The sequence below is a fragment of the Bradyrhizobium sp. BRP56 genome, from assembly GCF_020194035.1.
Classification (GTDB): domain Bacteria; phylum Pseudomonadota; class Alphaproteobacteria; order Rhizobiales; family Xanthobacteraceae; genus Bradyrhizobium; species Bradyrhizobium australafricanum.
The window spans coordinates 13,174-37,882 of the sequence record NZ_JADYVV010000028.1 but is presented as its reverse complement, the minus strand read 5'-3'; the positions used below and the strand labels follow the sequence as shown (position 1 = coordinate 37,882).

Here is a 24,709-nt window from a genome sequence, read left to right as displayed (position 1 = left end):
CACCCCGTCCGCCGGTTTCACAACATGCTGCGTTGGCAGGTCTCCCGGCTTGCGGAGCAGGTTTTACCCTTCGATGCCCACCTTCCCGACTCCGCATGGAATCAGTGGCTTGGGCATCTCTCCGGTCACGGTCGCGGGGGCGGCTGCGCTTCGGGCCCGATTTAGCGGAGCCCTATCGCATTCCCTCTTCGCCTGTCGTAGGACAGGAACCAACGCGGGACCACCATTCGTCCAAGCCTCGCACTTGTCAAGCCGAAGGAATGTGATGACTTCTGATGGAAAGGGCGCTGAAGACGGCGCCGTCGGCACCGATCTTTCGCTGGATACGCGCCATGCCGACAAGATGGCGAAAAAGAAGGCCGCCCGCGACCGCATCATGGCGACCAAGAGCGGTGAAAAGGGCCTGATCATCGTTCATACCGGCGCCGGCAAAGGAAAATCGTCCTCCGCGTTCGGCATGATCGTGCGCTGTGTGGCGCACGGCTTTCCCTGCGCCGTGGTGCAGTTCATCAAGGGCGCCTGGGATACCGGCGAGCGCCGCCTGCTCACCGGGCATTTCGGCGATCTCTGTCAATTCCACGCCATGGGCGAAGGCTTTACCTGGGAGACGCAGGATCGCGCCCGCGACATCGCGGCGGCGCAAGCCGGCTGGGAAAAGGCCAAGCAGCTGATCGCGGACCCGAGCCTGCGCATGGTCGTGCTCGACGAGATCAACATCGCGCTACGCTACGATTACCTCGCGATCGCCGACGTCGTCGAGTTCCTGACCACGTCGAAGCCGCCGATGACCCATGTCGTGCTCACCGGGCGCAATGCCAAGGAGGAGCTGATCGAGATTGCCGACCTCGTCACCGAGATGACGCTGGTGAAGCATCCGTTCCGCTCCGGCATCAAGGCCCAGCCGGGCGTCGAGTTCTGACGGACATCACGATGGCGCGCGCATTGATGATCCAGGGAGCCGGCTCGGACGTGGGCAAATCGCTCATCGTCGCCGGCCTCGCCCGCGCCGCCAGACGGCGCGGCCTGCGCGTGCTGCCGTTCAAGCCGCAGAACATGTCGAACAACGCCGCCGTGACCGTCGACGGCGGCGAGATCGGCCGCGCGCAGGCGTTGCAGGCGCTCGCCGCCGGCGTCGAGCCGCACACCGACATGAACCCGGTGCTGCTCAAGCCCGAAACCGATGTCGGCGCCCAGATCATCGTACACGGCAAACGGATCGCGACCGCACGCGCGCGCGAATATGCCGGCATGAAACCATCGCTGATGGGCGCGGTGCTGGAGAGTTTTGCGCGCCTGAAGCAGCGCGCCGACCTCGTTCTGGTCGAGGGCGCCGGCAGCCCCGCCGAGGTCAACTTACGCAAATCCGATATCGCCAATATGGGGTTTGCACGCCGGGCCAACGTGCCCGTGGTGCTGGTCGGCGACATCGACCGCGGCGGCGTGATCGCGCAGCTCGTCGGCATCAAGACGGTGATCGACCCTGATGATGCCGCGATGATCCAGGGCTTTGTCATCAACAAATTCCGCGGCGATCCGACATTGTTCGATGACGGCTATCGCTTGATCGAAGAGCGCACCGTCTGGCGCGGATTTGGCGTGCTGCCCTGGTTCGTCCGCGCCGGCGAGCTTCCGGCGGAAGATGCGCTCGGGCTCGGCGAGGCGCGCAAGCCGGGCCAGTGCAAGATCGCGTTCCTTGCGCTGTCGCGGATCGCCAATTTCGACGACCTCGATCCGCTGAAGCTGGAGCCCGGCGTCGATCTCGTGATGGTACGTCCGGGCGAAGCCATCCCAGGTGATGCGAAGCTCGTCATCCTGCCCGGCTCGAAATCGACCCGCGGCGATCTCGCCTTCCTGCGCGCGCAGGGCTGGGACATCGATCTCCTCGCGCATCATCGCCGCGGCGGCCATGTCCTCGGCCTGTGCGGCGGATACCAGATGCTTGGACACAGCGTCGCCGACCCCGATGGGATCGAAGGTCCTGCCGGCGAAACGCGCGGGCTCGGGCTGCTCGATGTCGCAACCACCATGACCGAACAGAAGACGCTGACGCGCGCCAGCGCGGTGCATGCCGCGACCAGCCAGCCGATCAGCGCCTACGAGATCCATATCGGCCGCACCGATGGCCCCGATCGCGCGCGGCCTTTTGCATCACTCGACGGTACGGCCGAGGGCGCGGTTTCCGCAGATGGGCGCGTTCGCGGCAGCTATCTGCACGGCCTGTTCGCCTCGGACGAATTTCGCAAGGCCTTCCTCGCGCAACTCGACATCGCGGCGGCTGATCAGCCCTACGGTGCCAGGGTGGAGAGCGCGCTCGACGCGCTTGCCGAGCACATCGAGACCCATCTCGATGTCGAAGGCCTGCTCGCACTGGCGCGTTAGAGCGAGATGATTCCTGGTCGAACAGCGACGGCGCTGTACCCCCTCTCCCCGCTCTTCACGGGGAGAGGGTTGGGGTGAGGGGCCGTCTCCGCATATCCGGTGATAGCTGCGTTCGCGGAGACTCCCCCTCACCCGGAACGCATCTGGCGATGCGGCATAGCCGAAGCTCTGCTTTGGCGTTCTTGAGAACGGCCGCCGAAGGCGGCCTATGCCTCTCCCCGCACGCGGGGCGAGGTGACGCTGAGATCGTCGCTAGACCGAAGACAACACGGCGGAAAGGCGCGACCATTCGGCCTCACTGCCCGGCAAGCCGAGGCGCAGCCATCCCGGTTTCTGCTGGAAAACCCGCGACCAAATCTGGCTGCGCGCAAGCTTCTCCTGCGCGGCCAACGCATCGCCGGTCTCGTAGAGCCGGAACAGCAACGTGCCGCCGACCAGCGTCCAGCCCCGCGATCGCGCCATTGCATCGAGCCTGACGCAGTCGTCCGCGAGCCGCGCGGCTGTCGCCTTGGCCCAGTTGCGATCGAGCAACGCGCGCCGTCCGATCGCGATTGCTGCTCCCGAAACCGGCCAAGGGCCCGCCATCGCGGCAAGCGCGGCGATGTCCGCCTCGTTGCCGATCGCGAAGCCGAGGCGCAAGCCGGCAAGTCCGTAGAACTTGCCGAAGGAGCGCAGGATCAGGAGCCCCGCGCGTCCTGCTTCCGGTGCAAGGGACAGGTCAGGAACGGCGTCCGCAAAACTCTCGTCGATGACGAGCCGGCCAACGCGCGGCAGCAGTGCCAGCAACTCGCGCCGATCATGGCGTCGTCCATCAGGATTGTTCGGATTGACGACGACGGCGATGTCCGCTCCCGCCAGCGCGGCGAGATCGGACACCTCGGCGACGTCCCAGCCGGCGACCGACAACACCGCGGCATATTCATTGTAGGTCGGCGCCAGAATCCGCGCCCGCCCCTTGAGCGCCAGATGCGGCAGCAACTGAATCGCGGCCTGCGCACCGCCCATCGCCACGATCGGCGCCTTGGTGGCATAGGCCTGCCGCGCGGCGTCGTGCAGCGATTCAAGATCGGATCGCGACGGCAACGCGCTCCATTGCCGCGGCTCGACATCGACCAAGGGATACGGCACCCGATTGATCCCGGTCGACAGGTCGATCCAGTCGTCCGCGGCGCCGCCGAAGCGCTGCTGGGCGACATCAAGGTTCCCGCCGTGCTCCCGCATGCGTCGCTCCTTCACGCCAGCGCCAGGGCGACAAACGCCGCAGCCAACAGCACCATGGCGTAGCGATAGAGTTTCAACCCGGTGAGGACGTCAGCTGCAGCCGGATCGCGCGCCCCCTCGTTCAGCCAGGGCTCATCGGCGACGTGTCCGTGATAGATGCGGGGACCGCTGAGCCGCACGCCGAGCGCGCCGGCCATCGCAGCTTCCGGCCAGCCGGCATTCGGCGAGCGATGCCGCTGCGCATCGCGCAACATGCATGACCACGCCTGCGAACGGTTTGGCGCGAGCAGCACGAACAGAAGACCGGTCAGCCGCGCCGGAGCGAGATTGGCGAGATCGTCGATCCGGGCGGCCGCCCAGCCAAAGGCTTCGTGCCGCTCGGTGCGGTGGCCGATCATCGAGTCCAGCGTGTTGATCGCCTTGTAGCCAAGGATCCCCGGCAGGCCGAACAGCGCGCCCCAGAACACCGGCGCCACGATGCCGTCGGATGCATTCTCGGCCAGGCTCTCGATGGTGGCGCGCGCGATGCCGGCGTCGTCGAGCGTTGCCGGATCACGCCCAACAATTTGCGCGACCGCCGAACGTGCGCCCGTGATGTCGCCGGATGCCAAGGGACTTGCCACCGCGGCGACATGGTCATGCAGCGAGCGCACGGCCACCAACGGCCACGCCAGCACACCGACAAGGATAACGCGCAGCCATCCGGATGCGAGCACGGACTGAACGGCCCAGCCGAGCGCAATCACCAGCGCGATCACCAGGATCGCAGCCGCAATACCCACCACGCGACGAAACGCCGGCGGGTCGGAGGCGCGGTTCCAGGCGCTGTCGACAAGATGGATCAGGCGGCCGAGCCAAGTCACGGGATGGCCGATGCGGCCAAACAGCCACGCCGGCCAGCCGATCAGGGCATCCACCGCCATCGCCACCGCCATCGCTCCCGCAAAACCCACTTAACCTCTCCGCGCCGCCGTCCCCCTGATGCGCAAGACATCGGCCGAGCGCAAGCCCTCCGTGACGGATTTCGGCTTTGTCTTTCTCCGCGATTGGTGGTTAGAGCGTTTGTGAACGACGTGCGTACCGGTCGCACAGGAGATGATATGGCCGTCATTCTGATCACGGGGGGAGCCCGGTCCGGCAAAAGCCGGCGCGCCGAACTTCGTGCGCGCAGCTTTCCGGGACAGCCGGTCTATATCGCGACCGCCGAGGCGCTCGACGCGGAAATGGATGAGCGGATCGCCAAACATCGCGCGCGGCGCGGCAGCGACTGGATCGAGCGCGAGGTGCCGCTCGATCTCGTTGAAGCGCTGTCCGGGACCGATGGCGCTGGCGCGAGGCTGGTCGATTGCCTGACGCTCTGGCTATCCAATCTGCTGCATGCCGGGCGCGACTGGTCGCAGGAAGTGACGCGGCTGGCGGATGCGCTGTCGCGCCAGCACGGCCCGGTCGTGCTGGTCACTAACGAAGTCGGTCTCGGCATCGTGCCGGACAATGCATTGGCGCGGACTTTCCGCGACGCCGCAGGAATCATGAACCAGACTATCGCCGGTATCGCAGACGAGGTCGAGTTCGTCGTTGCGGGCCTGCCGATGAAGCTTAAATGAAGTCCGAGATCGATCCTGCCAAAGGCCCCGCAATGGTCTCATTCGACGATACGTTTCGCCGGCAGCTGCACGAGCTGTTCGTGTGGCGACGGGACGTGCGGCGGTTCCGAACCGATCCGCTGCCGGATGGCACGATCGAGCGGCTGATCGAGATCGCCTGCCTGTCGCCTTCGGTCGGCCTGAGCCAGCCCTGGCGGTTCGTCATTGTCGACGACGAGGCACGACGCCGCGCTGTCATCGACGACTTCAAGGCCTGCAACGCCGATGCGCTGCGGTCCTATTCGGGCGAGCGCGCCGCAAAATACGCCGCATTGAAATTATCAGGCCTCGAGGAGGCGCCGGGACATCTCGCCGTGTTTGCAGAGAAGACCGACCGGATCGGCGCCGGTCTCGGCCGCGCGACGATGCCGGAGACGTCGGAATATTCCGTGGTGGCCGCGATCTGCTCGATGTGGCTTGCCGCGCGCGCCGAAGGCATCGGCATCGGCTGGGTATCGATCCTCAATCCAGACCGCATTCATGGCGTTCTGGAAATCCCGGACTCCTGGAAATTTGTCGGCTACCTCTGCATCGGTTACCCCCAGACCGAATGCGACCGTCCGGAGCTCGAACAGGCCAAGTGGGAATCGCGGCGAGGTCCGGATGAATTCACCATCCGGCGCTGACCGAGCCTCTGCCGGCGACGGCCCCTCGAGCTGTGACGCGCACTGGCGCGCCGACATCGCCTCGCTGGTCTTTCCCGTGCCGGAGCACGGCGCTATCTGCGCGGTGCATCGGGGCGCCTTTCGCACGCTGCTTGGCACCGATCCGACGGTGGACGCTTGTCTCGCCCATTTCAGGCGGTTTGGACCAGCCTTCACGGCAGCCGCACGCGCCAAGATCGAGCGCAAGCGCATTCCCCTTGGAACAAATTTGCATCTTACCAGTCGCGACATCACCCGAAAGCTGCTAGAAGCCGATCAAATCGAATGTGGAGAACGACCATGAGCCAGTCCCAGACCGCGCAAACCCAGGTTACTCAAGCTCAGGTCACGCATCTGCCGATCGCCACCCGACAGGTCGGACGGCTTGCACAGTCGTTGATGGCCATGACGCTCGGCCTGTTCATCGTCGGCGTGGTCGGCTTCTCGCACATCGACGTGATCCACAACGCCGCGCACGACGTGCGCCATTCCAACGCCTTCCCCTGCCACTGATCTCGTTGGCATGAGCACGTTTCGCTCGATCGTCTTCTCGTCGGTCATTGCCGGATTCATCGTCGGCCTGATCGTCACGGCGGTCCAGCAATTCGGCACCGTTCCCCTGATCCTCAGGGCCGAGGTCTACGAGAAGGCGGCAACGCACAAGCACGAAGCCGCCGCGCCACCGCAGGCGATCCTCGTCCATGATCATGTGGATCATGATCATGGCGCGGAGGCCTGGGAGCCACGCGATGGTTTGGAACGCAACGTCTATACCGCGGGGGCGAACATCCTGACCGCGATCGGTTTTGCGCTTCTGCTCTGCGGCTTCCTCGCGGTTCGCAGCGGCGCGACCGGCGAGCAGATCTCGTGGCATGAAGGCCTGATGTGGGGCCTCGCCGGTTTCGCCGTCTTCACCATCGCTCCGGGCCTCGGACTGCCGCCTGAATTGCCGGGGGTCCCCACCGCTCCATTGCTTTCGCGCCAGATCTGGTGGGTGACGGCGGTGCTGGCGACCGCAGCCGGCCTCGGGCTGATCGTGTTCCGGCGCTCGATGCCGGCCGCCATCGCCGGCGTGGTCCTGATCATGCTGCCGCATCTGATCGGCGCGCCCGAGCTGGAGCACGTCGAGACCAACGTGCCTTCGTCCCTGTCGCACCAGTTCGTGGTCGCCGTCACGCTGACCAGTCTGGTGTTCTGGTCCATGCTGGGCAGCCTGACGAGCGCCGGATTCGCCTATTTCGATCGGCCGGACTCATCCGCTCGCGGATGACAGCCGCTGCCGGAAAAACGCCAGGATCTCATCGCGGGCCACGATGGTCGGCTGGCCGGCCTCGTCGATCAGATGCACAGTCACGACGCTGTGCGGTGTCGTGACGAAATTCCGGAAGAACGGCGGCACATCGCGGTTCGCCGCGCTGTCGGGAAGCACCCGCCCGATGAAGCGGTCGCCGAGTGCCTCGCGATAGGCCGCAAAGCGCTGCGCCATGCAGAACTTGTCGCCCTCAAAGCGATAGGCCAGCACGGTCAGGTCTTCGCGTTCCAGCCGCTCGCGCACCGCCTTGACCTCTTCCGGCGCGATCTCGATGCCCGCCGGATCGTTCAATGGCAATGACGGCTGCGAAAGCACCGGCGCCAGCATCGACGGCTCCAGCATCATGGTGAGCGCGAAATTGCCGGTAAAGCACATCCCGATGGCCCCGACACCGGGACCGCCGCATTCGTCATGGGCAAATCGCGCCAGCGCGCGCAGCCATTGCGTCACGGGACTGGACTGGTTTGCGGCCATCGCACGAAACTCCGCACTGACGCAGGCGCGCTGAAACACCGCGGCGCCCTCCTCCGCGCTCGCAACGGCGCCGTCGCGGCCGAACAGCGATGGCATATAGACGGTGAATCCGGCATCGCGAACCCAGCGGGCGAAGCGCGCCACATGCGGGCTGATGCCCGGCATCTCCGCCATCACGATCACCGCAGGACCTTCGCCGCCAACATGAACGCTCTTGCTGGCTCCATCGAGGGTGATCTGGCGGCGCTCGAAATCCTCGAGCGGATCGTCCTGGGTCATCGGCCGGTTCGGCATCGGCGGTCCTCCTGATCGAGATCGGCAGCGTCTTGGCGTCAGAGTTGCGATTTTCCGGCCCGGCAGCTAGTGTCAAAAATGACATTGATCGCGGATTTTATGACATGACCAAGATCGCGGTTGTCGAGATCGACGGCTGCCTCGCGTCGGCGGCCGCCATCACCCACGACGTGCTGGCGACCGCCAACCGGATCAGTGCGACGAAGCGCACGCGCTTCGAGGTGACGACGCTGCGTTATGGGCCGAGGCGACGCGCCGGCCGATTGCGCGGCGCCGACCTCGTCATCGTGCCCGGACTCGGCTCGGCGTCGGCCGATGCACTGGAGCGGAAGCTGGCGACACCGGCGTGTCGGCACGCCCGCGACATGCTGGTCACGGCGTTCGCGAGCGGCGCGATGCTCGCCGCGTCCTGCGCCAGCAGTTTCCTGCTCGCGGAGACCGGCCTGCTGGACGGCAAGCGAGCGACCACGACATGGTGGTTCGCGCCGCTGTTTCGGCAACGCTATCCGAATGTCGAGTTGATGACGGAGCGGATGGTAGTGGCCGACTGGCCGATCGCAACCGCCGGCGCGGCGATGGCGCAGATGGACCTGATGCTTGCGGTGATCGCGCGTTTCGGCAGCCCGGCGCTGGCCAAGGGCTGCGCCAACTACCTTCTGCTTGGCGAGCGGCATTCGCAGGCGCCATTCATGGCGATCAATTATCTTGCCAGTCAGGACCCCAAGATCGCCAAGGCCGAGAAATGGGTCCGCAGCAACATCGCGCGCGACTTCACGATCGGGGACGTCGCCGCTGCCGTGGCGCTGGCGCCGCGGACATTTGCCAGACGGCTCGAATCGATCTGCGGCGTGTCGCCCATTCAATTCGTGCAACGCATTAGGATCGAGACGGCGCGGTCGTTGCTCGAGACCACGCGCCTGTCGGTCGAAGAGATCGCGGGCAAGGTCGGATATGCCGAGCCCTCGACCCTCCGCCGGCTGATCCGGCGCGAAACGCGGCATTCGCCGCGGCATTTCCGCTCAGGCGGTTGATCCGCAACGACGCCACATCCGCGATGAGATCATCACGCCGAGAGCCACGCGAAGGCGCGGCGCAAGAATACCGGCGCATCCTTTTCGACGGGCGTGCCATGGGCCATCAGCACCTTTTCGGCAGGCCACGCCAGAATCCTCTGCAAGGCCGCGCGCGCCGCGCGGCGGCCCGTGAAGGCAACGCGGAACTTGCGCGGCACCGACGGCTCCGGCCCGAGCATCAGGTCGAGCTTCGCGATCGTCGCCCGCCAGCCCGAGACCAGGTCGGGAGGAATCTGCTGCAGCAAGTCGGTGAACAGCACGGTGCCGCTTTCGACATGGAAGAACACCACCTCCGTGGTGATCAGGTTGCCGCGCATCACCACCTGATCGATCTGTCCGGCCCAGTCGAGGCTCGGCGCGTCCGCGAGATCGGCGTCGAAGCCGAGGTCACGGCGCCGCTTGCGCAGGCCCGGCGGGGCGTGGAGCACAGCGGCCGGATAGGCCTGCTTCCACTCGGCGAGGAACAGATGATGCAGCGAGTTGGGCGCCACGATGTGCCTGACTTGGCCGAGCGCGTCGACGCCGGCCTGCAATTGCTCCGTCAGCCGGACCGGCGACCAGATGAAAAGGGCACCGTCCGCCAGCCTGACGACGGCCATCCGGGTCGGATAGTGAAACCCGGCGACCGCGAGGTTCGGTCCCCCGGCAATCCAGATGTCGTGGCCGAACTGCTGCAATACCGCCATTCGCGATGAACCTTGACCGCCGGGCTCCGCATCCAACCCCGCACGCGCCGCCGGCGTTGCGGGTTCATTTACCATGCCCGGCGTGACAGGCCGCGGACAAGGGCAATGTCGATTCGGTTCCGATTGCGCCGCGGCCAATTGCAACGATCGGGTTTACGCAACCTTAGACGATTTGATCCAAATGTTGCGCGTGCACGACGCGATTGGGATGAAGCGGCCGATGTCGCAGAAGTCGGACCTCGAGGGACACAGGCTGGCCTTCGCTGATGACGCCGCGCGTCACCTCGCAGCGGATGACGCAGGTCGTGGCGCCGCGATGCCGCGCGCAACCATCAACCGAACTTCGAATGCTTCCACAGGTCAGCCGCAGGCGGCAATCGCGCATTCACCGCAGTCCGGCGCGGGCGTGCTGGTCTCCGCGCTGCGTGAGGCCGACTGGCTCACGGCTGGCCGTGTCACCGCCTTCACCCGCGTATTTCTCGTCCTGTTCATCGGCTGCATCGCGATCATCCCATGGGTCGCGCCGACGATGGAAGTCGGCCATGATTTCGCGGCGTTCTGGACCGCGGCAAAGCTCGCGCTCGAAGGCCGCGCCGGCGACGCCTATGGCGACGCAGGCCGCGCCGCTGTAGCCGCCGTGCTCGGTCAGAACACCTACGCACCGTTCTTCTATCCGCCGACGTCGCTGCTGTTCTGGATGCCCTTCGCACTGGTTCCCTTTGCAACGGCGGCCATCATCTGGATCTTCGCGACCGGCGCCGCCTATGCAACCGCGGTGAGAGCCATGCTCGAGCGCGGCTCCGTCGTTCCCGCGCTCGCCTTTCCCGCCGTGTGGGTGTGCGCGCTGTTCGGACAGAATTCGCTGTTCTCGGCGGCCCTGCTCGGCGGATCGGCCGTCACGCTGGACCGCTACCCGGTGATCGCCGGCGCGTTGCTCGGGTGCTTCAGCTACAAGCCGCAGATCGCGCTGCTTGCGCCGCTGGTGCTGATCCTGACGCGGCGCTGGCGCGCGCTGGCTGCAGCGGCCGCAACGACGCTCGTGCTTGTGCTGGCGGCCACCGCCTCCTTCGGGATCGATCCGTGGATTAAGTTTGTTGCCGTTCTGCCGGAGGCAAGCGCCTGGAGCCTCGGCGGCGGACCCGGTTTCGAGAAGTTCGCCAGTCCCTATGCCGCGGTCAGGCTGGCCGGCGGATCCAGCGGCACGGCCTGGCTCGTCCAGGTGACTGCGGCCGCGATCGCGATCGCCGTCCTGGTCCTGGTGCTGCGAAAATGTCCCGGCGGCGCCGCCGAGATCGCGCTGATGGTGGCGATGACCGGCCTGTGCGTACCGTCGCTCGGCAACTATGAGGTCGTGATCCTGGCGATCCCTGGCGCGTGGCTGATCGCGCAGGCGCGTGCGCAGGGCTGGCTGCCCTATGAACGCATCGCCCTCGCGGCGCTTTATTTGACGCCATTCGCCATGGTGCCCGCGGGCGCCAACGGCCTGCAACTGGCACCGATCGCCGCCGCGGCAGTTGCCATCCTTGTCGTGCGCCGCATCAGGCATCTGCCACTCCTGGATGCTCCGGCCGAAATCGCCAATCACTGATTTGCCCGACGGCGCAAGTCCCGCAGCATAAATATGGCCGCTGACAGCGCAACGCACTCAGTGTCGTCCCTGCGAACGCATGCGAACGCAGGGACGACACCGAACAAGCTGTTTGACAGTTGAATCCGAAAACCAATGTGGCTCATAACCGCCGCAACGCGACGAACCGGCGTCCGCTGCTATCCAGCCGGCATCAGGATCGCCTCTCGCGCCGCGTGCCAGCTCGCCTCGTCGGGTGCGCACAGCAAGCCGCCGGTCAGATTGACCGGCCGGTAGGGTGATCCGTCGAAATGCGCGCTGTAGCCGCCGGCCTCGCGATGCAGCAGCCAGCCCGCGGCATGATCCCACGGCATCAGCTTGTTGTAGAACAGCAGGTGGCAATGTCCGGAGGCCGCCATGCGATATTCGTGCGCGGCGCATCTGAGCCAGGCGCTGCCGCCGAGCCTGGAAAGATTGCCGGCGACAATTGTGCGTAGCGGCTCGGGCAGGAAGTTGACGCCGACGATCGCATCCATCTGCTTGACCGGCACGGCGGGAGCCACCTTCAGGTCATGCCGCCGGCCGTCCGGCACCGCGAGCCACGCGCCCTCGCCGCGCAGCGCGAATGCGGTGTCGTTGCTGACCGGATCATGGATCGCGCCGAACACGATCTCGCCGCGCATGGTGGCCGCCACCATGGTGCCGAACAGCGGCAGGCTCGAGGTGAAGTTGCGCGTGCCGTCGATCGGATCGATGATGAAGGCGAGCTCCGCGGTCCCGACCTGATCGAGCGCGGCCGGATCACGCGCGGTGCCTTCCTCGCCGATCACAACCGCATTCGGAAACGCCCGCAGCAGCGCCGCCGATATCGCCTGCTCGGCAAGCTCATCGGCTTCGGTGACGACGTCGAATGCCGATGTCTTGGTGCGGACCTCGATCTCCCGCACGCGGCGGAACCGCGGCATGATCTCGCTGCGGCCGACTTCGGCAAGGATGGCTCCGATATCAAGCGCGTCGGCATGGGACAGTTTCACGCGGCATTCTCCTGCGTTGCGCCGGCACCCTACCGTTGAATTGTGACTGCGTGGCGGTCAGCGGCGCTGGTTGTAGACATCGATGCAGACGGCGCCCAGCAGGACGAGGCCCTTGATCACTTGCTGATAATCGATGCCGATACCGAGGATCGACATGCCGTTGTTCATCACGCCCATGATCATGGCACCGACCACCGCGCCACCGACCCGGCCGACGCCGCCATAGGCCGACGCACCGCCGATGAAGCAGGCGGCGATCACATCGAGCTCGAAGCCGAGGCCGGCCTTCGGCGTCGCGGTGTTGAGCCGGGCTGCGAACACCAGCCCGGCAAGCGCGGCCAGCACGCCCATGTTGACGAAGGTGAAGAAGGTGAGCCGTTCGGTCTTGACGCCGGACAGTTTCGCCGCCTTGGCATTGCCGCCCACCGCGTAGATCTGCCGCCCGATCACCGTCCGCCGCGTGACGAAGCCATAGAGCGCGATCAGGACGGTCATGATGACGAGCACGTTGGGCAGGCCGCGATGCGAGGCGATCAGATAGGTGAAGTAGAGCACCGCGCCCGCCAGCGCGATGCTCTTGACGATAAAGAACGCGTAGGGCTCGACGGCGATGCCGTGCGCCTGCTCGCGCGCCCGGCTCCTGGCGGTCGCCAGCACCAGCACAAACGCCAGGACGATGCCGATCGCGAGCGACGTCGGATAGAGCGTGCCGGCGCTCGGGAACAGCTCGGGGATGAAGCCCGACGACAGCTTCTGGAAGGTAGGCGGGAACGGCCCGACCGACTGGCCCTGCAGCACCGCAAGCGCGAGGCCCTTGAACACCAGCATGCCCGCCAGCGTCACGATGAAGGACGGAATGCCGAAATAGGCCACCCAATAGCCCTGGGCCGCGCCGATCGCGGCGCCAACCAGGAGGCAGGCGACGAAGGCGATCGGGTAGCTGACATGGTAGCGCACCATCAGCACCGCCGCGACCGCGCCGACGAAGCCCGCGACCGAGCCGACCGAAAGATCGATATGCCCGGTGACGATCACCAGCAGCATGCCGAGCGCCATGATGACGATGTAGCTGTTCTGCAGCACGAGATTGGTGAGGTTGAGCGGCTGCAACAGCGTGCCGTCGGTCACGATCTCGAAGAACAGCATGATCGCGAGCAGCGACAGCAGCATGCCGTAGTTGCGCAGATTGTTCTTGATGAAGCCGGAATGCCTGGGGGCCTCGGGAAGTGATACCGTCTTGTCGGTCATGGTGCCCCTCCTCCGGCGCGTGCCGCCCTTTCGTCGGCGCCGCGTCCGGACATTCTGACATTGCGCATGATGGCGCGCATGATCTTCTCCTGCGTCGCATCGTGGCCTGCGAACTCGCCGACGAAGGCGCCGTCATTCATCACGCAGATCCGGTCGCAGATGCCGAGCAGCTCGGGCATCTCCGACGAGATCACCACGACGCCCCTGCCGGCCTCCGCCAGCTCGTTGATGATGGAGTAGATCTCGTATTTCGCGCCGACGTCGATCCCGCGCGTCGGCTCGTCCAGCAGCAGCACCCTCGGATCGGTCATCAGCCATTTCGACAGCACGACCTTCTGCTGGTTGCCGCCCGAGAGGTCGCCGGTCGCCTGGTAGACGTCGGAGCAGCGGATCCGCATCCGGGTGCGATAGTCGCTCGCGGCTTTCAGCTCGGCGACATCGTCGATCACGCCGCGCTCCGACACCTGGCGCAGGCTCGCCACCGTCACGTTCTTGCGGACGTCGGCGGCAAGGATCAGCCCGAGCTGCTTGCGGTCTTCGGTGACATAGGCGATGCCGGCATCGATCGCGGCCGGCACGCTGGACAGATCGGCCTCGCGTCCATCGAGCCGGACCTTGCCGGAAGCGTTGGTGCCCCAGGCGCGGCCGAACAGGCTCATGGCGAACTCGGTGCGGCCGGCGCCCATCAGGCCGGCGATGCCGACCACCTCGCCGCGCCGCAGCGTGAAGTCGACGTTCTTGATCACCTGCCGCTCGGTATGCAGCGGGTGATACACCGACCAGTTCTCCACCGTCATCACGGGTTCGCCGATCTCGGCCTTGCGCTCCGGGAAGCGGTGCGCGAGATCGCGGTCGACCATGCTGCGGATGATGCGGTCCTCCTCGATCCGCTCGGTGCGGCAGTCGATGCTGTCGACGGTACGGCCGTCGCGCAGCACCGTGATGCGGTCGGCGATGCGCGCAACCTCGTTCAGCTTGTGCGAGATCAGGATCGAGGCGATGCCCTGCTCGCGGAAGGCCAGGAGACGCTCGAGCAAGGCGGCGCTGTCGGCTTCGTTGAGACTGGCGGTCGGCTCGTCGAGGATCAGGAGACGCACCCGCTTGGACAGCGCCTTGGCGATCTCCACGAGCTGCTGCTTGCCGACGCCGAGGTCGGTGATCAGCGTATCCGGCGGCTCCCGCAAGCCGACCTGCGCCAACAGTTCGGCGGTCCGCCGATGCACCGCGTTGCGGTCGATGACGCCAAACCGCGACGGCGGATGCGACAGAAAGATGTTCTCGGCAATCGACAGCAGCGGGATCAGCGCCAGCTCCTGATGGATGATGATGATCCCGAGCGCCTCGCTGTCGTTGATGTCGCGGAAGCGCCGCTCCTCGTCGTCGAACACGATAGACCCATCGTAGCTGCCGGCCGGATAGACCCCGCTCAGCACCTTCATCAAGGTCGACTTGCCGGCGCCATTTTCGCCGACCAGCGCATGGATCTGCCCGGCCTCGACGGTGAAGCTGACGTCGCGCAGCGCCTGCACACCGGCAAAGCTCTTGCTGACGCCGCGCATCTCAAGCATTGCCGTCATCGGATCATGTCCTGCAGCGTCGATCGTCCCCGGCCCGGCTCGCCGCCGCTCGCCCGGCGACCCGCCCTGGAGCCTATTCCGTTCCGATTAAATCGGACCGGGGCTCCAGATTCTAGTTTTGACGCGTTTTCCTCACGCGAACCGGTACCCACTTCGCTCGAAAACGCTCTAGTCGAATTGCGAGCGCTTGTAGTAGCCGCTGTCAATCAGGACTTTCTCCCAGTTGGTCTTATCCACCACGACCGGCTTGAGGAGATAGGACGGAACCACCTTGACCCCATTGTTGTAGGTCTTGGTGTCGTTGACGGCGACCTCCTTCTTGCTCAGCACGGCGTCGACCATGTCGGCGGTGACCTTGGCGAGGTCGCGGGTGTCCTTGAAGATGGTCGAATATTGCTCGCCGCGCAGCATCGCCTTGACCGAGGGGACTTCGGCATCCTGCCCGCTGATATACGGCATCGGCTGGTCCTTGCTGCCGTAGCCGACGCTCTTCAGCGAGGAGATGATGCCGATCGACAGGCCGTCATAGGGCGACAGCACCGCATCGACGCGCTTCTTGCCGTAGAACGCGCTGAGCAGGTTGTCCATCCGCGCCTGCGCGGTCGCACCGTCCCAGCGCAGCGTCGCGACCTTGTTCATGCCCGTCTGGCCGCTGCCGACCACGAGCTTGCCGCTGTCGATATAGGGCTTCAACACCGACATCGCGCCGTCGTAGAAGAAGTACGCATTGTTGTCGTCGGGCGAGCCGCCGAACAGCTCGATGTTGAAGGGCCCCTTGCCCTCCTTGAGCCCGAGCGCGTTCTCGATCGACTGGGCCTGCAGCACACCGACCTGGAAATTGTCGAAGGTCGCGTAATAGTCGACGCTGGGGGTGTCGCGGATCAGGCGGTCATAGGCGATCACCGTGATGCCCTGGGCCTTGGCCTGCTTCAGGACATCGGACAAGGTGGTCCCGTCGATGGCGGCGATGACCAGCACCTTGGCGCCCTTGGTCACCATGTTCTCGACCTGGGAGAGCTGGTTCGGAATGTCGTCTTCGGCATATTGCAGATCGGTGCCGTAGCCGCGCTCCTTCAGCACCTTGACCATGTTGTTGCCGTCGTCGATCCAGCGTGCCGAGGATTTGGTCGGCATCGCGATGCCGATGGTCGGCTTGCTTTGGGCGAGCGCGTCGCGATCCGAGACCGTCGCGGCAAGGCCGGCCAGCGCAAGCGCGAACAAGGTGGTCTTCAATTTGAACATGCTTCACTCCCTCGCTTTTTTGAGTTGGGATTCCAGTTGCCGTGGACAGCGTCGATCGACGGCGATCGTTCGTGGGCCGGCCGCAGATTCTACGGCGATGTCGGATCGGCGCCGGGACCGTCACGAACCGAAATTGCGGAATGTCGATCGACCCCGTCAACAGCGCCAATGCTCGCTCCGCACGATCGGCCATGTCGATCCCGCAATGCCGGGCTCGGCCGCGAGCCATGTCGTGGGGCGAACGAGGCGCAGGAATGACGTGGAGGATCATGAGGCGCCGGTCTGCCGGAATCGTTGGCGCGCGCCAGCGTCCGACAGGACGTCGGGCGGTGCGCCACCGTTACTTGCACCCTTTGGTTGACGTTGCCCCTACCATATGGACGCAAGCACCGACTGGCCATTTATTTAATTATCCGAAGAAACTGATCGGAGACGTGGATGGGTCGTGGGGGTAACTGTCCGGAATCGCTGGCAAGTCCCATCGCCTCCCAGCTGGTGCAGCACCGCTTCTGGTAGCCTTTGGCCGGATTGTGCCTTCACCCTGCTGTGGATGCAAGCACCATTTATTTCACCATCTGAATAAATTGGTCTGAGCTGCCGGCCAGCGGCAGCGACCTTCAGGCGTCGATGTCAGCGAGATCGTCGACAACCAGCAATGCCTCGGTGAAATCGTCGTCGCTGAAATAGGTGCTGCGGGTGATGACCACGGGGATGCCGGCGCCCGCCGCGGCAGCGAGGCCGTTGCCGGAATCCTCGATTGCGACGCAATCTCCCGGCCCGAGCCCGAGCCGGGTCAGGACCTCGGTGTAGACATCGGGCGCCGGCTTCTTCCGCGGCACGTCGTCGCCGGCAACGATCGCCTCGAACTGATCGGCCCAGTCCAGCCCGAGCGAAACCGAAAGCAACGCATCGATATTGCCATGCGAGGTGGTCGTTGCGATCGCCAGGCGCTGGCCGCGGCTGCGCGCGCCGGCGAGCCAGGCCCTGACGCCCGGCCGCAACGGGCAGCCGCCCGCGGCGATCAGCGCGGCGTAGCGCGCGGTCTTGATCCTGTGCAGGTCGGCGATCTCGGCGAATGTCAGCATTGGGACCGCGTTGCGCTGGTCGAAGGCGCGGATGCGCTCCTTGCCTCCGGCCACCCGAAGCAACCGCGCGTAGGTGACCTGGTCCCAGAACCAATCGAGGCCGGCTTCGGCAAAGGCTTCATTGAAGGCGCGGCGATGCACCTCCTCGGTCTCGGCGAGCGTGCCGTCGACATCGAAGATCAAGGCGCGGGCGCTCGCAATGATGTCGCGCATCCCGGCGGACCGGATCACGGCGAGCGCCTCGTTCATCGTCCCTCGCCCGGCGCACCGGCGCCTTTGACGAACACCCGGCTGGCGAGCACGTCGCCGGCCTCGATCGACATCACGTCGTCGGCGGTGAGCGTGCGGTCGAGCTTCGCCACGATCCGGTTGGCCTGGCGCAGCCGGATGCGATCGAGCGCATTGCGGATCGAGCGTGCATTGGAGAACAGCGGCTGTTCTTTGCGCACGGCGATGTAACGGATGAAGGCCTCGCGGGCTTCCGAAGAGAACCGATAATTCTGCTGCTGCAACATCAGCTCGGCGATCCAGAGCAGCTCGCCGTCGGAATAGTCGGGGAAGTCGATGTGATGCGCGATGCGGGAGCGGAACCCCGGATTGCTCTGGAAGAATTTCTCCATGCGGTCGCCATAGCCGGCCAGAATCACCACCAGATCCTCGCGCTGCTGTTCCATGATCTGCAACAGGATCTCGATCGCCTCCTGTCCGTAGTCGCGCTCGTTCTCGGGGCGGTACAGGTAATAAGCCTCGTCGATGAACAGCACGCCGCCCATCGCCTTCTTCAAGATCTCCTTGGTCTTCGGCGCGGTGTGGCCGATATATTGGCCGACGAGGTCGTCGCGCGTGACGCTGATGACGTGGCCGCGGCGCACGAAGCCGAGCTTGTGCAGGATGCCGGCCATCCGTAGCGCGACCGTGGTCTTGCCGGTGCCGGGGTTGCCGGTGAACGACATGTGCAGGGTCGGAAACGTCGTCGCCAGCGCCATCTTCTGCCTGATGCGTTCGACCAGCAGCAGCGAGGCGATCTCGCGGATGCGGGTCTTCACCGGCTTCAGGCCGATCAATTCGGAATCGAGCTGGTCCAGCACGTCGCCGATGCCGAGGTCGGCGAATTCATGGCGAAGGTCGATGGTCTCGAGCCGGGTCTCGCGGATTTGTTCGCTGATCTGTTCTTGCGCTTGCGTCATTGTCCTCTCGCCTGGAAAAGCTCCGTCGCCGCGGCGGCGACGACGGAGAAGTGCATCCGGACCAGGACGGTCGAGGGAGCAACCCGCCTGGTTTGCAAGCCGGACGCGGTCAATGATCGGTGTAGCGTTCGCCTTCGGGGCGGCCCGCTGCATAGGAATGGGTCGCATAACGCAGATTGCGTCCGGCCGCCTCCTGGCGGTCGAGCCGGAAGCCTGGCTCCTCCTGCGGCCGGTTGACGATGAAGGAGATGCGAACCGACTCCCAGCCCGGGCTGGAATCGAAGCCGGAGATCCGGATATAGCGGTCGCCATAGACCCGCCGGCAGTCGGCGAGCTCCTTCACGATGCCCGCCGCATCGCGCAGGTCGAACATCGGCAGGCCCCACATGTCCCAATAGGTGTTGCGGGGATGCGGATCGTCGGTGAATTCGATGTTCACCGCCCAACCCTTGTCGAGGCAGTATTGCACCTGCGCGGCGATCTGCTCGTCGGTGAGATCGGGCAGGAACGAGAAGCAGCCTTGGGTAACGCGCATGAGTATCTCCTCTCAGACCGCCATGCTCGGCGTGGGAACGAAATCGGGGGCGTCGGTCGACTCGTAGTTGAAGGTGACGTCCTTCCAGACGTCGAGCGCCTCGCGCAGCGGCGTGCAGGTCTGCGCCGCCTTGGCCAGGATCTCCGGCCCCTCATGGACGTAGTCGCGCCCCTCGTTGCGGGCGAGGATCATGGCTTCCAGCGCGACGCGGTTGGCGGTGGCGCCGGCCTGGATGCCGCGGGGATGGCCGATGGTGCCGCCGCCGAACTGCAGCACGACGTCCTCGCCGAGCAGATCGAGCAGCTGGTGCATCTGGCCGGCATGAATGCCGCCCGAGGCCACCGGCATGAGCTTGTTGAGGCTCGCCCAGTTCTGGTCGAAGAACACGCCGTGCTCCAGGTGCAACGGATTGAAGTCCTCGCGGCAGATGTCGTAATAGCCGCGAGTGGTGTTCGGATCGCCCTCGAGCTTGCCGACCACCGTACCGGCATGAATGTGATCGACGCCGGCGAGCCGCATCCATTTCGCGATCACGCGGAACGAGACGCCGTGGCTGCGCTGCCGCGTGTAGGTCGAGTGGCCAGCGCGATGCAGATGCAGGATCATGTTGTTCTTGCGTGCCCACTTCGCCATCGACTGGATCGCGGTGTAGCCGATCACGAGGTCGATCATGACGATGTTGGAGCCGAGCTCATGAGCGAACTCGGCGCGCTCGTACATGTCCTCCATGGTCGCCGCGGTGACGTTGAGATAGGTCCCCTTGATCTCGCCGGTCGCGGCCTGCGCGCGGTTGACCGCCTCCATGCAGTAGAGGAAGCGCTCGCGCCAGTGCATGAAGGGCTGCGAGTTGATGTTCTCGTCGTCCTTGGTGAAGTCGAGCCCGCCTTTCAAGGCTTCATAAACAACGCGGCCATAGTTGCGGCCGGACAGGCCGAGCTTCGGCTTCACGGTGGCGCCGAGCAACGGACGGCCGAACTTGTCGAGCCGCTCGCGCTCCACCACGATGCCGGTCGCGGGGCCCTGGAATGTCTTCACGTAGGCGGTCGGCAGCCGCATGTCCTCGAGCCGCAGCGCCTTCAGCGGCTTGAAGCCGAACACATTGCCGATGATCGAGGCCGTCAGGTTCGAGATCGAGCCCGGCTCGAACAGGTCGAGGTCATAGGCGATATAGGCGAAGTAGCTGCCCGGCGAATTCGGCACCGGATCAACGCGGTAACACTTCGCCCGGTATTTCTCCGCGGCCGTCAGCCGGTCGGTCCACACCACGGTCCAGGTCGCGGTCGAGGATTCGCCTGCCACCGCCGCGCAGGCTTCGGTCGGATCGACGCCGTCCTGCGGTGTGACGCGGAACAAGGCGATGACGTCGGTATCCTTGGGCTCGTAGTTCGGCTCCCAATAGCCCATCCGCTTGTATTCCATCACGCCGGACTTGTAGCGATCCTTGCCGCGCACTGTGATCGACTGCTGCATGTTCATCGAAATCTCCTATGGTTCGTCGCCATTTGCTCAGGCGGCCTGGGTCATCTTTCCAATTTGCGGATCGAGCGCGCCGGCGCGATAGCGGCGGGCCATCTCCGGCAGTGCAACCACCTTGATCCGGGCGGCATTGCCGGCCGTGCCGAATTGCTCGAAGCGATCACGGCAGAGTTCGCGCAGCGCATCCATCGCAGGCTTCAGGAATTTGCGCGGATCGAACTCGCTCTTCGATTGGACGGCGACCTTGCGGAAGGCCGCCGCCATCGCCAGGCGGCAATCGGTGTCGATATTGACCTTGCGCACCCCGTGCTTGATGCCGCGAACGATCTCCTCGACCGGGACGCCCCAGGTCTGCGGCATCTCGCCGCCGAACTGGTTGAACATGTCCTGCAGCGGCTGCGGCACCGAGGACGAGCCGTGCATCACCAGATGCGTGTTCGGCAGGCGGGTATGGATCTCCTCGACCACGCGCATCGCCAGGATCTCGCCGTCGGGCCGCCGCGTGAACTTGTAGGCGCCGTGCGAGGTACCCATCGCGATCGCGAGCGCATCGACCTTGGTGGCGCGGACGAAATCGACCGCCTGGTCCGGATCGGTGAGCAGCTGGTCATGGCTCAGCTTGCCCTCGACGCCATGACCGTCCTCCTGCTCGCCGCCGCCATGCTCGAGCGAGCCGAGCACGCCGAGCTCGCCTTCGACCGACGCGCCGACCCAATGGGCCATGTCGACCACCCGACGGGTGATATCGACGTTGTAGTCATAGTCGGCTGCGGTCTTGGCGTCGGCCTTGAGCGAGCCGTCCATCATGACGGAGGTGAAGCCGTAGCGGATCGCGGTGGCGCAGGTCGCCTCTTCGTTGCCGTGATCGAGATGCAGGCAGAGCGGAATCTGCGGATGCATCTCCTCGAGCGCGTCGATCATCTTCGCCAGCATGATGTCGTTGGCATAAGACCGCGCGCCGCGCGAGGCCTGGATGATGACAGGCGCATCGCAGGAAGCCGCCGCCTCCATGATGGCGAGGCCCTGCTCCATATTGTTGATGTTGAAGGCCGGAACGCCGTAGCCGCGTTCGGCGGCGTGGTCCAGCAACTGCCTCAGGGTTATCCGCGCCATGGTGGCGTCCTCCTTTCAATTCGCTCGTTGAATGAGCTGTTTTGCTGCAGCAGCGATTGCCGCGGGCGTGATGCCGAATTCGCGGTAGAGCACGTCGGCCGGCGCGGAGGCGCCGAAGCCGGCCATGCCGACGAACGCGCCATCGTCGCCGAGCCAGCGTGCCCAGTCGCCCTCGACCGCAGCTTCCACGCCGACGCGCGGGGCGCTGCCCAGCACCTGGGCGCGATAGTCGCTCGGCTGCTGGCGGAACAGGTCGAAGCACGGGGCCGAGACGACCGCGGCCTGTACCCCGTCTTCCGCCAGCAGCTTTGCGGCTTCGAGCGCGATCGCCACCTCCGAACCCGTTGCAATCAGGGTGACGTCACGCGCGAAGGCCGGCTCGACGAGAACGTAGGCGCCGAGCGCGACCTGGTTGTCCTTGCTGCCGTCGCGAACCGTCGGCAGCGCCTGCCGCGACAGGCAGAGGATCGACGGCGAGGTCTCCGCCTTCAGCGCGCAGTCCCACGCTTCCGCCGTCTCGACCGCATCGGCCGGGCGGAACACCAGGACGTTCGGGATCGCGCGCAGCGCCGCCAGATGCTCGACCGGCTGATGCGTCGGCCCGTCCTCGCCGAGCCCGATGGAATCGTGGGTCATCACATGGATGACGCGAATCCCCATCAGCGCCGCAAGGCGGATCGCCGGCCGGCTGTAATCGGCAAAGCTGAGGAAGGTGCCGCCATAGGGAATGAACCCGCCGTGCAGGGCGATGCCGTTCATCGCCGCGGCCATGCCGTGTTCGCGAATGCCGTAGTGGATGTAGCTGCCGTCGAGCGTTTCCGGCCGCACCGAAACCTGCGACTTCGCCAGCGTCAGATTGGAGTGCGTGAGGTCGGCCGAGCCGCCCAGCAAATTGGGCAACGCCTCCGCGATCACGTCGATGACCTGCTGCGAAGCCTGTCGCGTGGCGAGCTTCGGCCGCTCGGTCGCGAACCGCTCCACCAGCTTTGCCATCGCCTCGGCATAGGCGCAGGGCAATTTCCGGTTCAGCGCGTCATGGAACGGAGACCGCTCGGCCCTGTCGCCCTTGCAGGCGCTGCGCGAGCGCTCGATCCAGGCCCGCCGCGCGTCGCGGCCGCGGCCGCCGAGCTCGCGCCACTCCGCCAGCACCGCATCGGGAATTTCGAACGCCGGATACGGCCAGCGCAGCGCGGCACGGGTCTTCGCCACCTCATCGGCACCGAGCGGCGCGCCATGCACCTTTTCGCTGCCCTGCCGGTTCGGCGCGCCGAACCCGATCACCGTCCGGCAGGCGATCAACGACGGACGATCGCTCGATCGCGCCTGCCTGATCGCCGCGGTGATCGCCTGCGGATCGTGGCCGTCGACGCGGTTGACGTTCCAGCCGCTGGCCTTGAACCGCGCCGTCTGGTCGTCCGAGCAGGACAGCGAGGTGGCGCCGTCGATCGAGATATGATTGTCGTCGAACAGCACGATCAGGCGGTTCAGCCGCAAATGGCCGGCCAGCGAGATCGCCTCATGGCTGATGCCTTCCATCAGGCAGCCATCGCCGGCGATCACATAGGTGTAGTGGTCGACGAGGTCGTCGCCGAAGCGGGCGTTCATCAACCGCTCGGCAAGCGCCATGCCGACCGCGGTCGCAACCCCCTGCCCGAGCGGCCCGGTCGTGGTCTCGACACCCGGGGTGTGGCCGTACTCGGGATGGCCCGGGGTCTTCGATCCCCACTGCCGGAACGCCTTGAGCTGGTCGAGCGTCATGTTCTCGTAGCCTGTGAGATAAAGCAGCGCGTAGAGCAGCATCGAGCCATGACCGGCCGACAGCACGAAGCGGTCGCGGTCGGGCCAGGCCGGATCGGCCGGATCGAACTTCAGGAAGTCCGTGAACAGCACGGTCGCGACGTCGGCCATGCCCATCGGCATGCCGGGATGACCGGATTTCGACTGCTCCACCGCGTCGATGGCGAGGAAACGGATGGCGTTGGCCATCTCGTCGTGGCTGATTTCGGGGCGGCTGGCTACGGACGCAAGTGCGGTCATATCGTTCGCCTCTTTCGTTCGATCAGTTGCAGGATCAGCGGGGTCAGGATGAGCTGCATCGCGAGGTCGAGCTTGGCGCCGTGCACCACGATCGAATTGGCGCGCGACATGAAGCTGTTCGGGATCATCGAGAGCAGATAGGGGAAGTCGATGCCGCGCGGGTTCTTCAAGCGGATCACGACCATCGATTCATCCGGCGTCGGGATCCAGCGCGCGATGAACGGGTTCGACGTATCGACGGTCGGCACGCGCTGGAAGTTGATGTCGGTCTCGGTGAATTGCGGACAGATGTAATTCACATAGTCCGGCATGCGGCGCAGGATGGTGTCGGTCACCGCCTCGGTGGAGTAGCCGCGATGGCTGCGGTCGCGATGCAGCTTCTGGATCCATTCGAGGTTGATGACCGGCACGACGCCGATCTTGAGGTCGGCATGCTGCGCGACATTCACCTTGTCGGTGACCACGGCGCCGTGCAGGCCCTCGTAGAACAGGAGGTCGGAATTCTCCGGCAGCGCCTCCCATGCGGTGAAGGTGCCGGGCTTGGCGCCGTAGAGCCGCGCCTCCTCCTCGTCGTGCACATAGTGCCGCGTGGTTCCGGTGCCGGTCTCGGCATAGTCGCTGAACAGCTTCTCCAGCTCCTGGAACAAATTGGTCTCGGGGCTGAAATGGCTGAAGTGCTTGTTGCCGCGCTCGGCTCTTTCCGCCATCAGGCCGCGCATCTCGGCGCGGTCGTAGCGATGGAACGCGTCGCCCTCGATATAGGCGGCGACCACGTTCTCGCGGCGGAAGATGTTCTCGAAGGTCTTCTTCACCGAGGTGGTGCCGGCCCCGGAGGAGCCGGTGATCGAGATGATGGGATGCCGACGTGACATGCGGTCCTCC

The 24,709-nt window shown here is 65.4% G+C and carries 23 protein-coding genes and 1 riboswitch; of the genes, 8 read left to right on the top strand and 15 right to left on the bottom strand.

What is annotated here, in order from left to right; genetic code table 11:
• Window positions 1-16: 16 nt before the first annotated feature.
• Window positions 17-229, bottom strand: a riboswitch (cobalamin riboswitch).
• 36 nt (window positions 230-265) lie between these two features.
• Window positions 266-919 (top strand): cob(I)yrinic acid a,c-diamide adenosyltransferase, encoded by a 654-nt coding sequence (gene cobO / locus I6F38_RS20490; protein ID WP_225161568.1) that lies wholly within the window; start codon window positions 266-268, stop codon window positions 917-919.
• 11 nt (window positions 920-930) lie between these two features.
• Window positions 931-2,379 (top strand): cobyric acid synthase, encoded by a 1,449-nt coding sequence (locus I6F38_RS20485; RefSeq protein WP_225161567.1) that lies wholly within the window; start codon window positions 931-933, stop codon window positions 2,377-2,379.
• A gap of 252 nt (window positions 2,380-2,631) precedes the next feature.
• On the opposite strand, the gene cobD is transcribed toward I6F38_RS20485, so the two are convergent.
• Together cobD and cbiB are read right to left on the bottom strand one after the other, a co-directional pair.
• Window positions 2,632-3,600, bottom strand: coding sequence for a threonine-phosphate decarboxylase CobD (cobD, locus tag I6F38_RS20480; protein ID WP_225161566.1), 969 nt, complete (start codon window positions 3,598-3,600; stop codon window positions 2,632-2,634).
• Window positions 3,601-3,611: 11 nt separating this feature from the next.
• On the bottom strand, window positions 3,612-4,553 hold the full coding sequence (cbiB, locus tag I6F38_RS20475; protein WP_225161565.1) for an adenosylcobinamide-phosphate synthase CbiB: 942 nt from the start codon (window positions 4,551-4,553) through the stop codon (window positions 3,612-3,614).
• Between the two features lie 147 nt (window positions 4,554-4,700).
• On the opposite strand from cbiB, the gene cobU reads away from it, so the two are divergent.
• The 4 genes from cobU to I6F38_RS20455 all read left to right on the top strand — a co-directional run bounded on the left by cobU (window position 4,701) and on the right by I6F38_RS20455 (window position 7,157).
• Window positions 4,701-5,204: a bifunctional adenosylcobinamide kinase/adenosylcobinamide-phosphate guanylyltransferase gene (cobU, locus tag I6F38_RS20470; protein WP_225161564.1), complete on the top strand. Its 504-nt coding sequence runs from the start codon at window positions 4,701-4,703 to the stop codon at window positions 5,202-5,204.
• A 32-nt stretch (window positions 5,205-5,236) separates the two neighbouring features.
• Window positions 5,237-5,869, top strand: coding sequence for a 5,6-dimethylbenzimidazole synthase (bluB, locus tag I6F38_RS20465; RefSeq protein WP_225161615.1), 633 nt, complete (start codon window positions 5,237-5,239; stop codon window positions 5,867-5,869).
• A 318-nt stretch (window positions 5,870-6,187) separates the two neighbouring features.
• Entirely contained in the window at window positions 6,188-6,400 is a 213-nt protein-coding gene (locus tag I6F38_RS20460; RefSeq protein ID WP_057015885.1) for a CbtB domain-containing protein, read from the top strand.
• 10 nt (window positions 6,401-6,410) lie between these two features.
• Complete coding sequence (locus I6F38_RS20455) at window positions 6,411-7,157, top strand: CbtA family protein (RefSeq protein WP_225161563.1); 747 nt, start codon at window positions 6,411-6,413, stop codon at window positions 7,155-7,157.
• Here I6F38_RS20455 and I6F38_RS20450 read toward each other — a convergent pair.
• Complete coding sequence (locus I6F38_RS20450; protein WP_225161562.1) at window positions 7,140-7,967, bottom strand: dienelactone hydrolase family protein; 828 nt, start codon at window positions 7,965-7,967, stop codon at window positions 7,140-7,142. The two genes, I6F38_RS20455 and I6F38_RS20450, sit on opposite strands and share 18 nt — an antisense overlap.
• A 104-nt stretch (window positions 7,968-8,071) precedes the next feature.
• Here I6F38_RS20450 and I6F38_RS20445 point away from each other — a divergent pair, with 104 nt between their 5' ends.
• Complete coding sequence (locus I6F38_RS20445) at window positions 8,072-8,998, top strand: helix-turn-helix domain-containing protein (RefSeq protein ID WP_225161561.1); 927 nt, start codon at window positions 8,072-8,074, stop codon at window positions 8,996-8,998.
• 32 nt (window positions 8,999-9,030) lie between these two features.
• Here the strand turns inward: I6F38_RS20445 and I6F38_RS20440 are convergent, their stop codons facing one another.
• Window positions 9,031-9,726, bottom strand: a complete 696-nt coding sequence (locus I6F38_RS20440; protein WP_225161560.1) for a DUF4336 domain-containing protein — start codon at window positions 9,724-9,726, stop codon at window positions 9,031-9,033.
• A gap of 220 nt (window positions 9,727-9,946) precedes the next feature.
• Here I6F38_RS20440 and I6F38_RS20435 point away from each other — a divergent pair, with 220 nt between their 5' ends.
• A complete protein-coding gene (locus I6F38_RS20435) occupies window positions 9,947-11,314 on the top strand; it encodes a glycosyltransferase family 87 protein (RefSeq protein ID WP_225161559.1) in 1,368 nt (455 codons plus the stop codon).
• A gap of 179 nt (window positions 11,315-11,493) precedes the next feature.
• Here I6F38_RS20435 and I6F38_RS20430 read toward each other — a convergent pair whose 3' ends face one another.
• The 11 genes from I6F38_RS20430 to I6F38_RS20380 all read right to left on the bottom strand — a co-directional run bounded on the left by I6F38_RS20430 (window position 11,494) and on the right by I6F38_RS20380 (window position 24,699).
• Window positions 11,494-12,327, bottom strand: coding sequence for an inositol monophosphatase (locus I6F38_RS20430; RefSeq protein ID WP_346657122.1), 834 nt, complete (start codon window positions 12,325-12,327; stop codon window positions 11,494-11,496).
• A 57-nt stretch (window positions 12,328-12,384) separates the two neighbouring features.
• The gene (mmsB, locus tag I6F38_RS20425) at window positions 12,385-13,575 is read right to left on the bottom strand and encodes a multiple monosaccharide ABC transporter permease (RefSeq protein WP_168857111.1); all 1,191 of its coding nucleotides are present in this window, start codon (window positions 13,573-13,575) and stop codon (window positions 12,385-12,387) included.
• Window positions 13,572-15,152: a multiple monosaccharide ABC transporter ATP-binding protein gene (gene mmsA / locus I6F38_RS20420; protein ID WP_225161558.1), complete on the bottom strand. Its 1,581-nt coding sequence runs from the start codon at window positions 15,150-15,152 to the stop codon at window positions 13,572-13,574. Before mmsA ends, mmsB begins: the two co-directional genes overlap by 4 nt.
• A 168-nt stretch (window positions 15,153-15,320) precedes the next feature.
• On the bottom strand, window positions 15,321-16,394 hold the full coding sequence (gene chvE, locus I6F38_RS20415; protein ID WP_225161557.1) for a multiple monosaccharide ABC transporter substrate-binding protein: 1,074 nt from the start codon (window positions 16,392-16,394) through the stop codon (window positions 15,321-15,323).
• 617 nt (window positions 16,395-17,011) lie between these two features.
• Window positions 17,012-17,728, bottom strand: a complete 717-nt coding sequence (locus I6F38_RS20410) for an HAD-IA family hydrolase (protein ID WP_225161556.1) — start codon at window positions 17,726-17,728, stop codon at window positions 17,012-17,014.
• On the bottom strand, window positions 17,725-18,666 hold the full coding sequence (cbbX, locus tag I6F38_RS20405) for a CbbX protein (protein WP_225161555.1): 942 nt from the start codon (window positions 18,664-18,666) through the stop codon (window positions 17,725-17,727). The genes I6F38_RS20410 and cbbX overlap by 4 nt, the downstream gene beginning before the upstream one ends.
• A gap of 109 nt (window positions 18,667-18,775) precedes the next feature.
• Window positions 18,776-19,201, bottom strand: coding sequence for a ribulose bisphosphate carboxylase small subunit (locus tag I6F38_RS20400; RefSeq protein WP_225161554.1), 426 nt, complete (start codon window positions 19,199-19,201; stop codon window positions 18,776-18,778).
• Between the two features lie 12 nt (window positions 19,202-19,213).
• Window positions 19,214-20,677 carry a form I ribulose bisphosphate carboxylase large subunit gene (locus I6F38_RS20395; RefSeq protein WP_018270794.1) on the bottom strand — a complete coding sequence of 488 codons (1,464 nt, stop codon included), beginning with the start codon at window positions 20,675-20,677 and terminating at the stop codon, window positions 19,214-19,216.
• A gap of 30 nt (window positions 20,678-20,707) precedes the next feature.
• The gene (fba, locus tag I6F38_RS20390; protein WP_076833454.1) at window positions 20,708-21,790 is read right to left on the bottom strand and encodes a class II fructose-bisphosphate aldolase; all 1,083 of its coding nucleotides are present in this window, start codon (window positions 21,788-21,790) and stop codon (window positions 20,708-20,710) included.
• A 15-nt stretch (window positions 21,791-21,805) separates the two neighbouring features.
• Window positions 21,806-23,827 carry a transketolase gene (gene tkt / locus I6F38_RS20385; protein ID WP_225161553.1) on the bottom strand — a complete coding sequence of 674 codons (2,022 nt, stop codon included), beginning with the start codon at window positions 23,825-23,827 and terminating at the stop codon, window positions 21,806-21,808.
• A complete protein-coding gene (locus I6F38_RS20380; RefSeq protein WP_225161552.1) occupies window positions 23,824-24,699 on the bottom strand; it encodes a phosphoribulokinase in 876 nt (291 codons plus the stop codon). Before I6F38_RS20380 ends, tkt begins: the two co-directional genes overlap by 4 nt.
• Window positions 24,700-24,709: the final 10 nt, after the last annotated feature.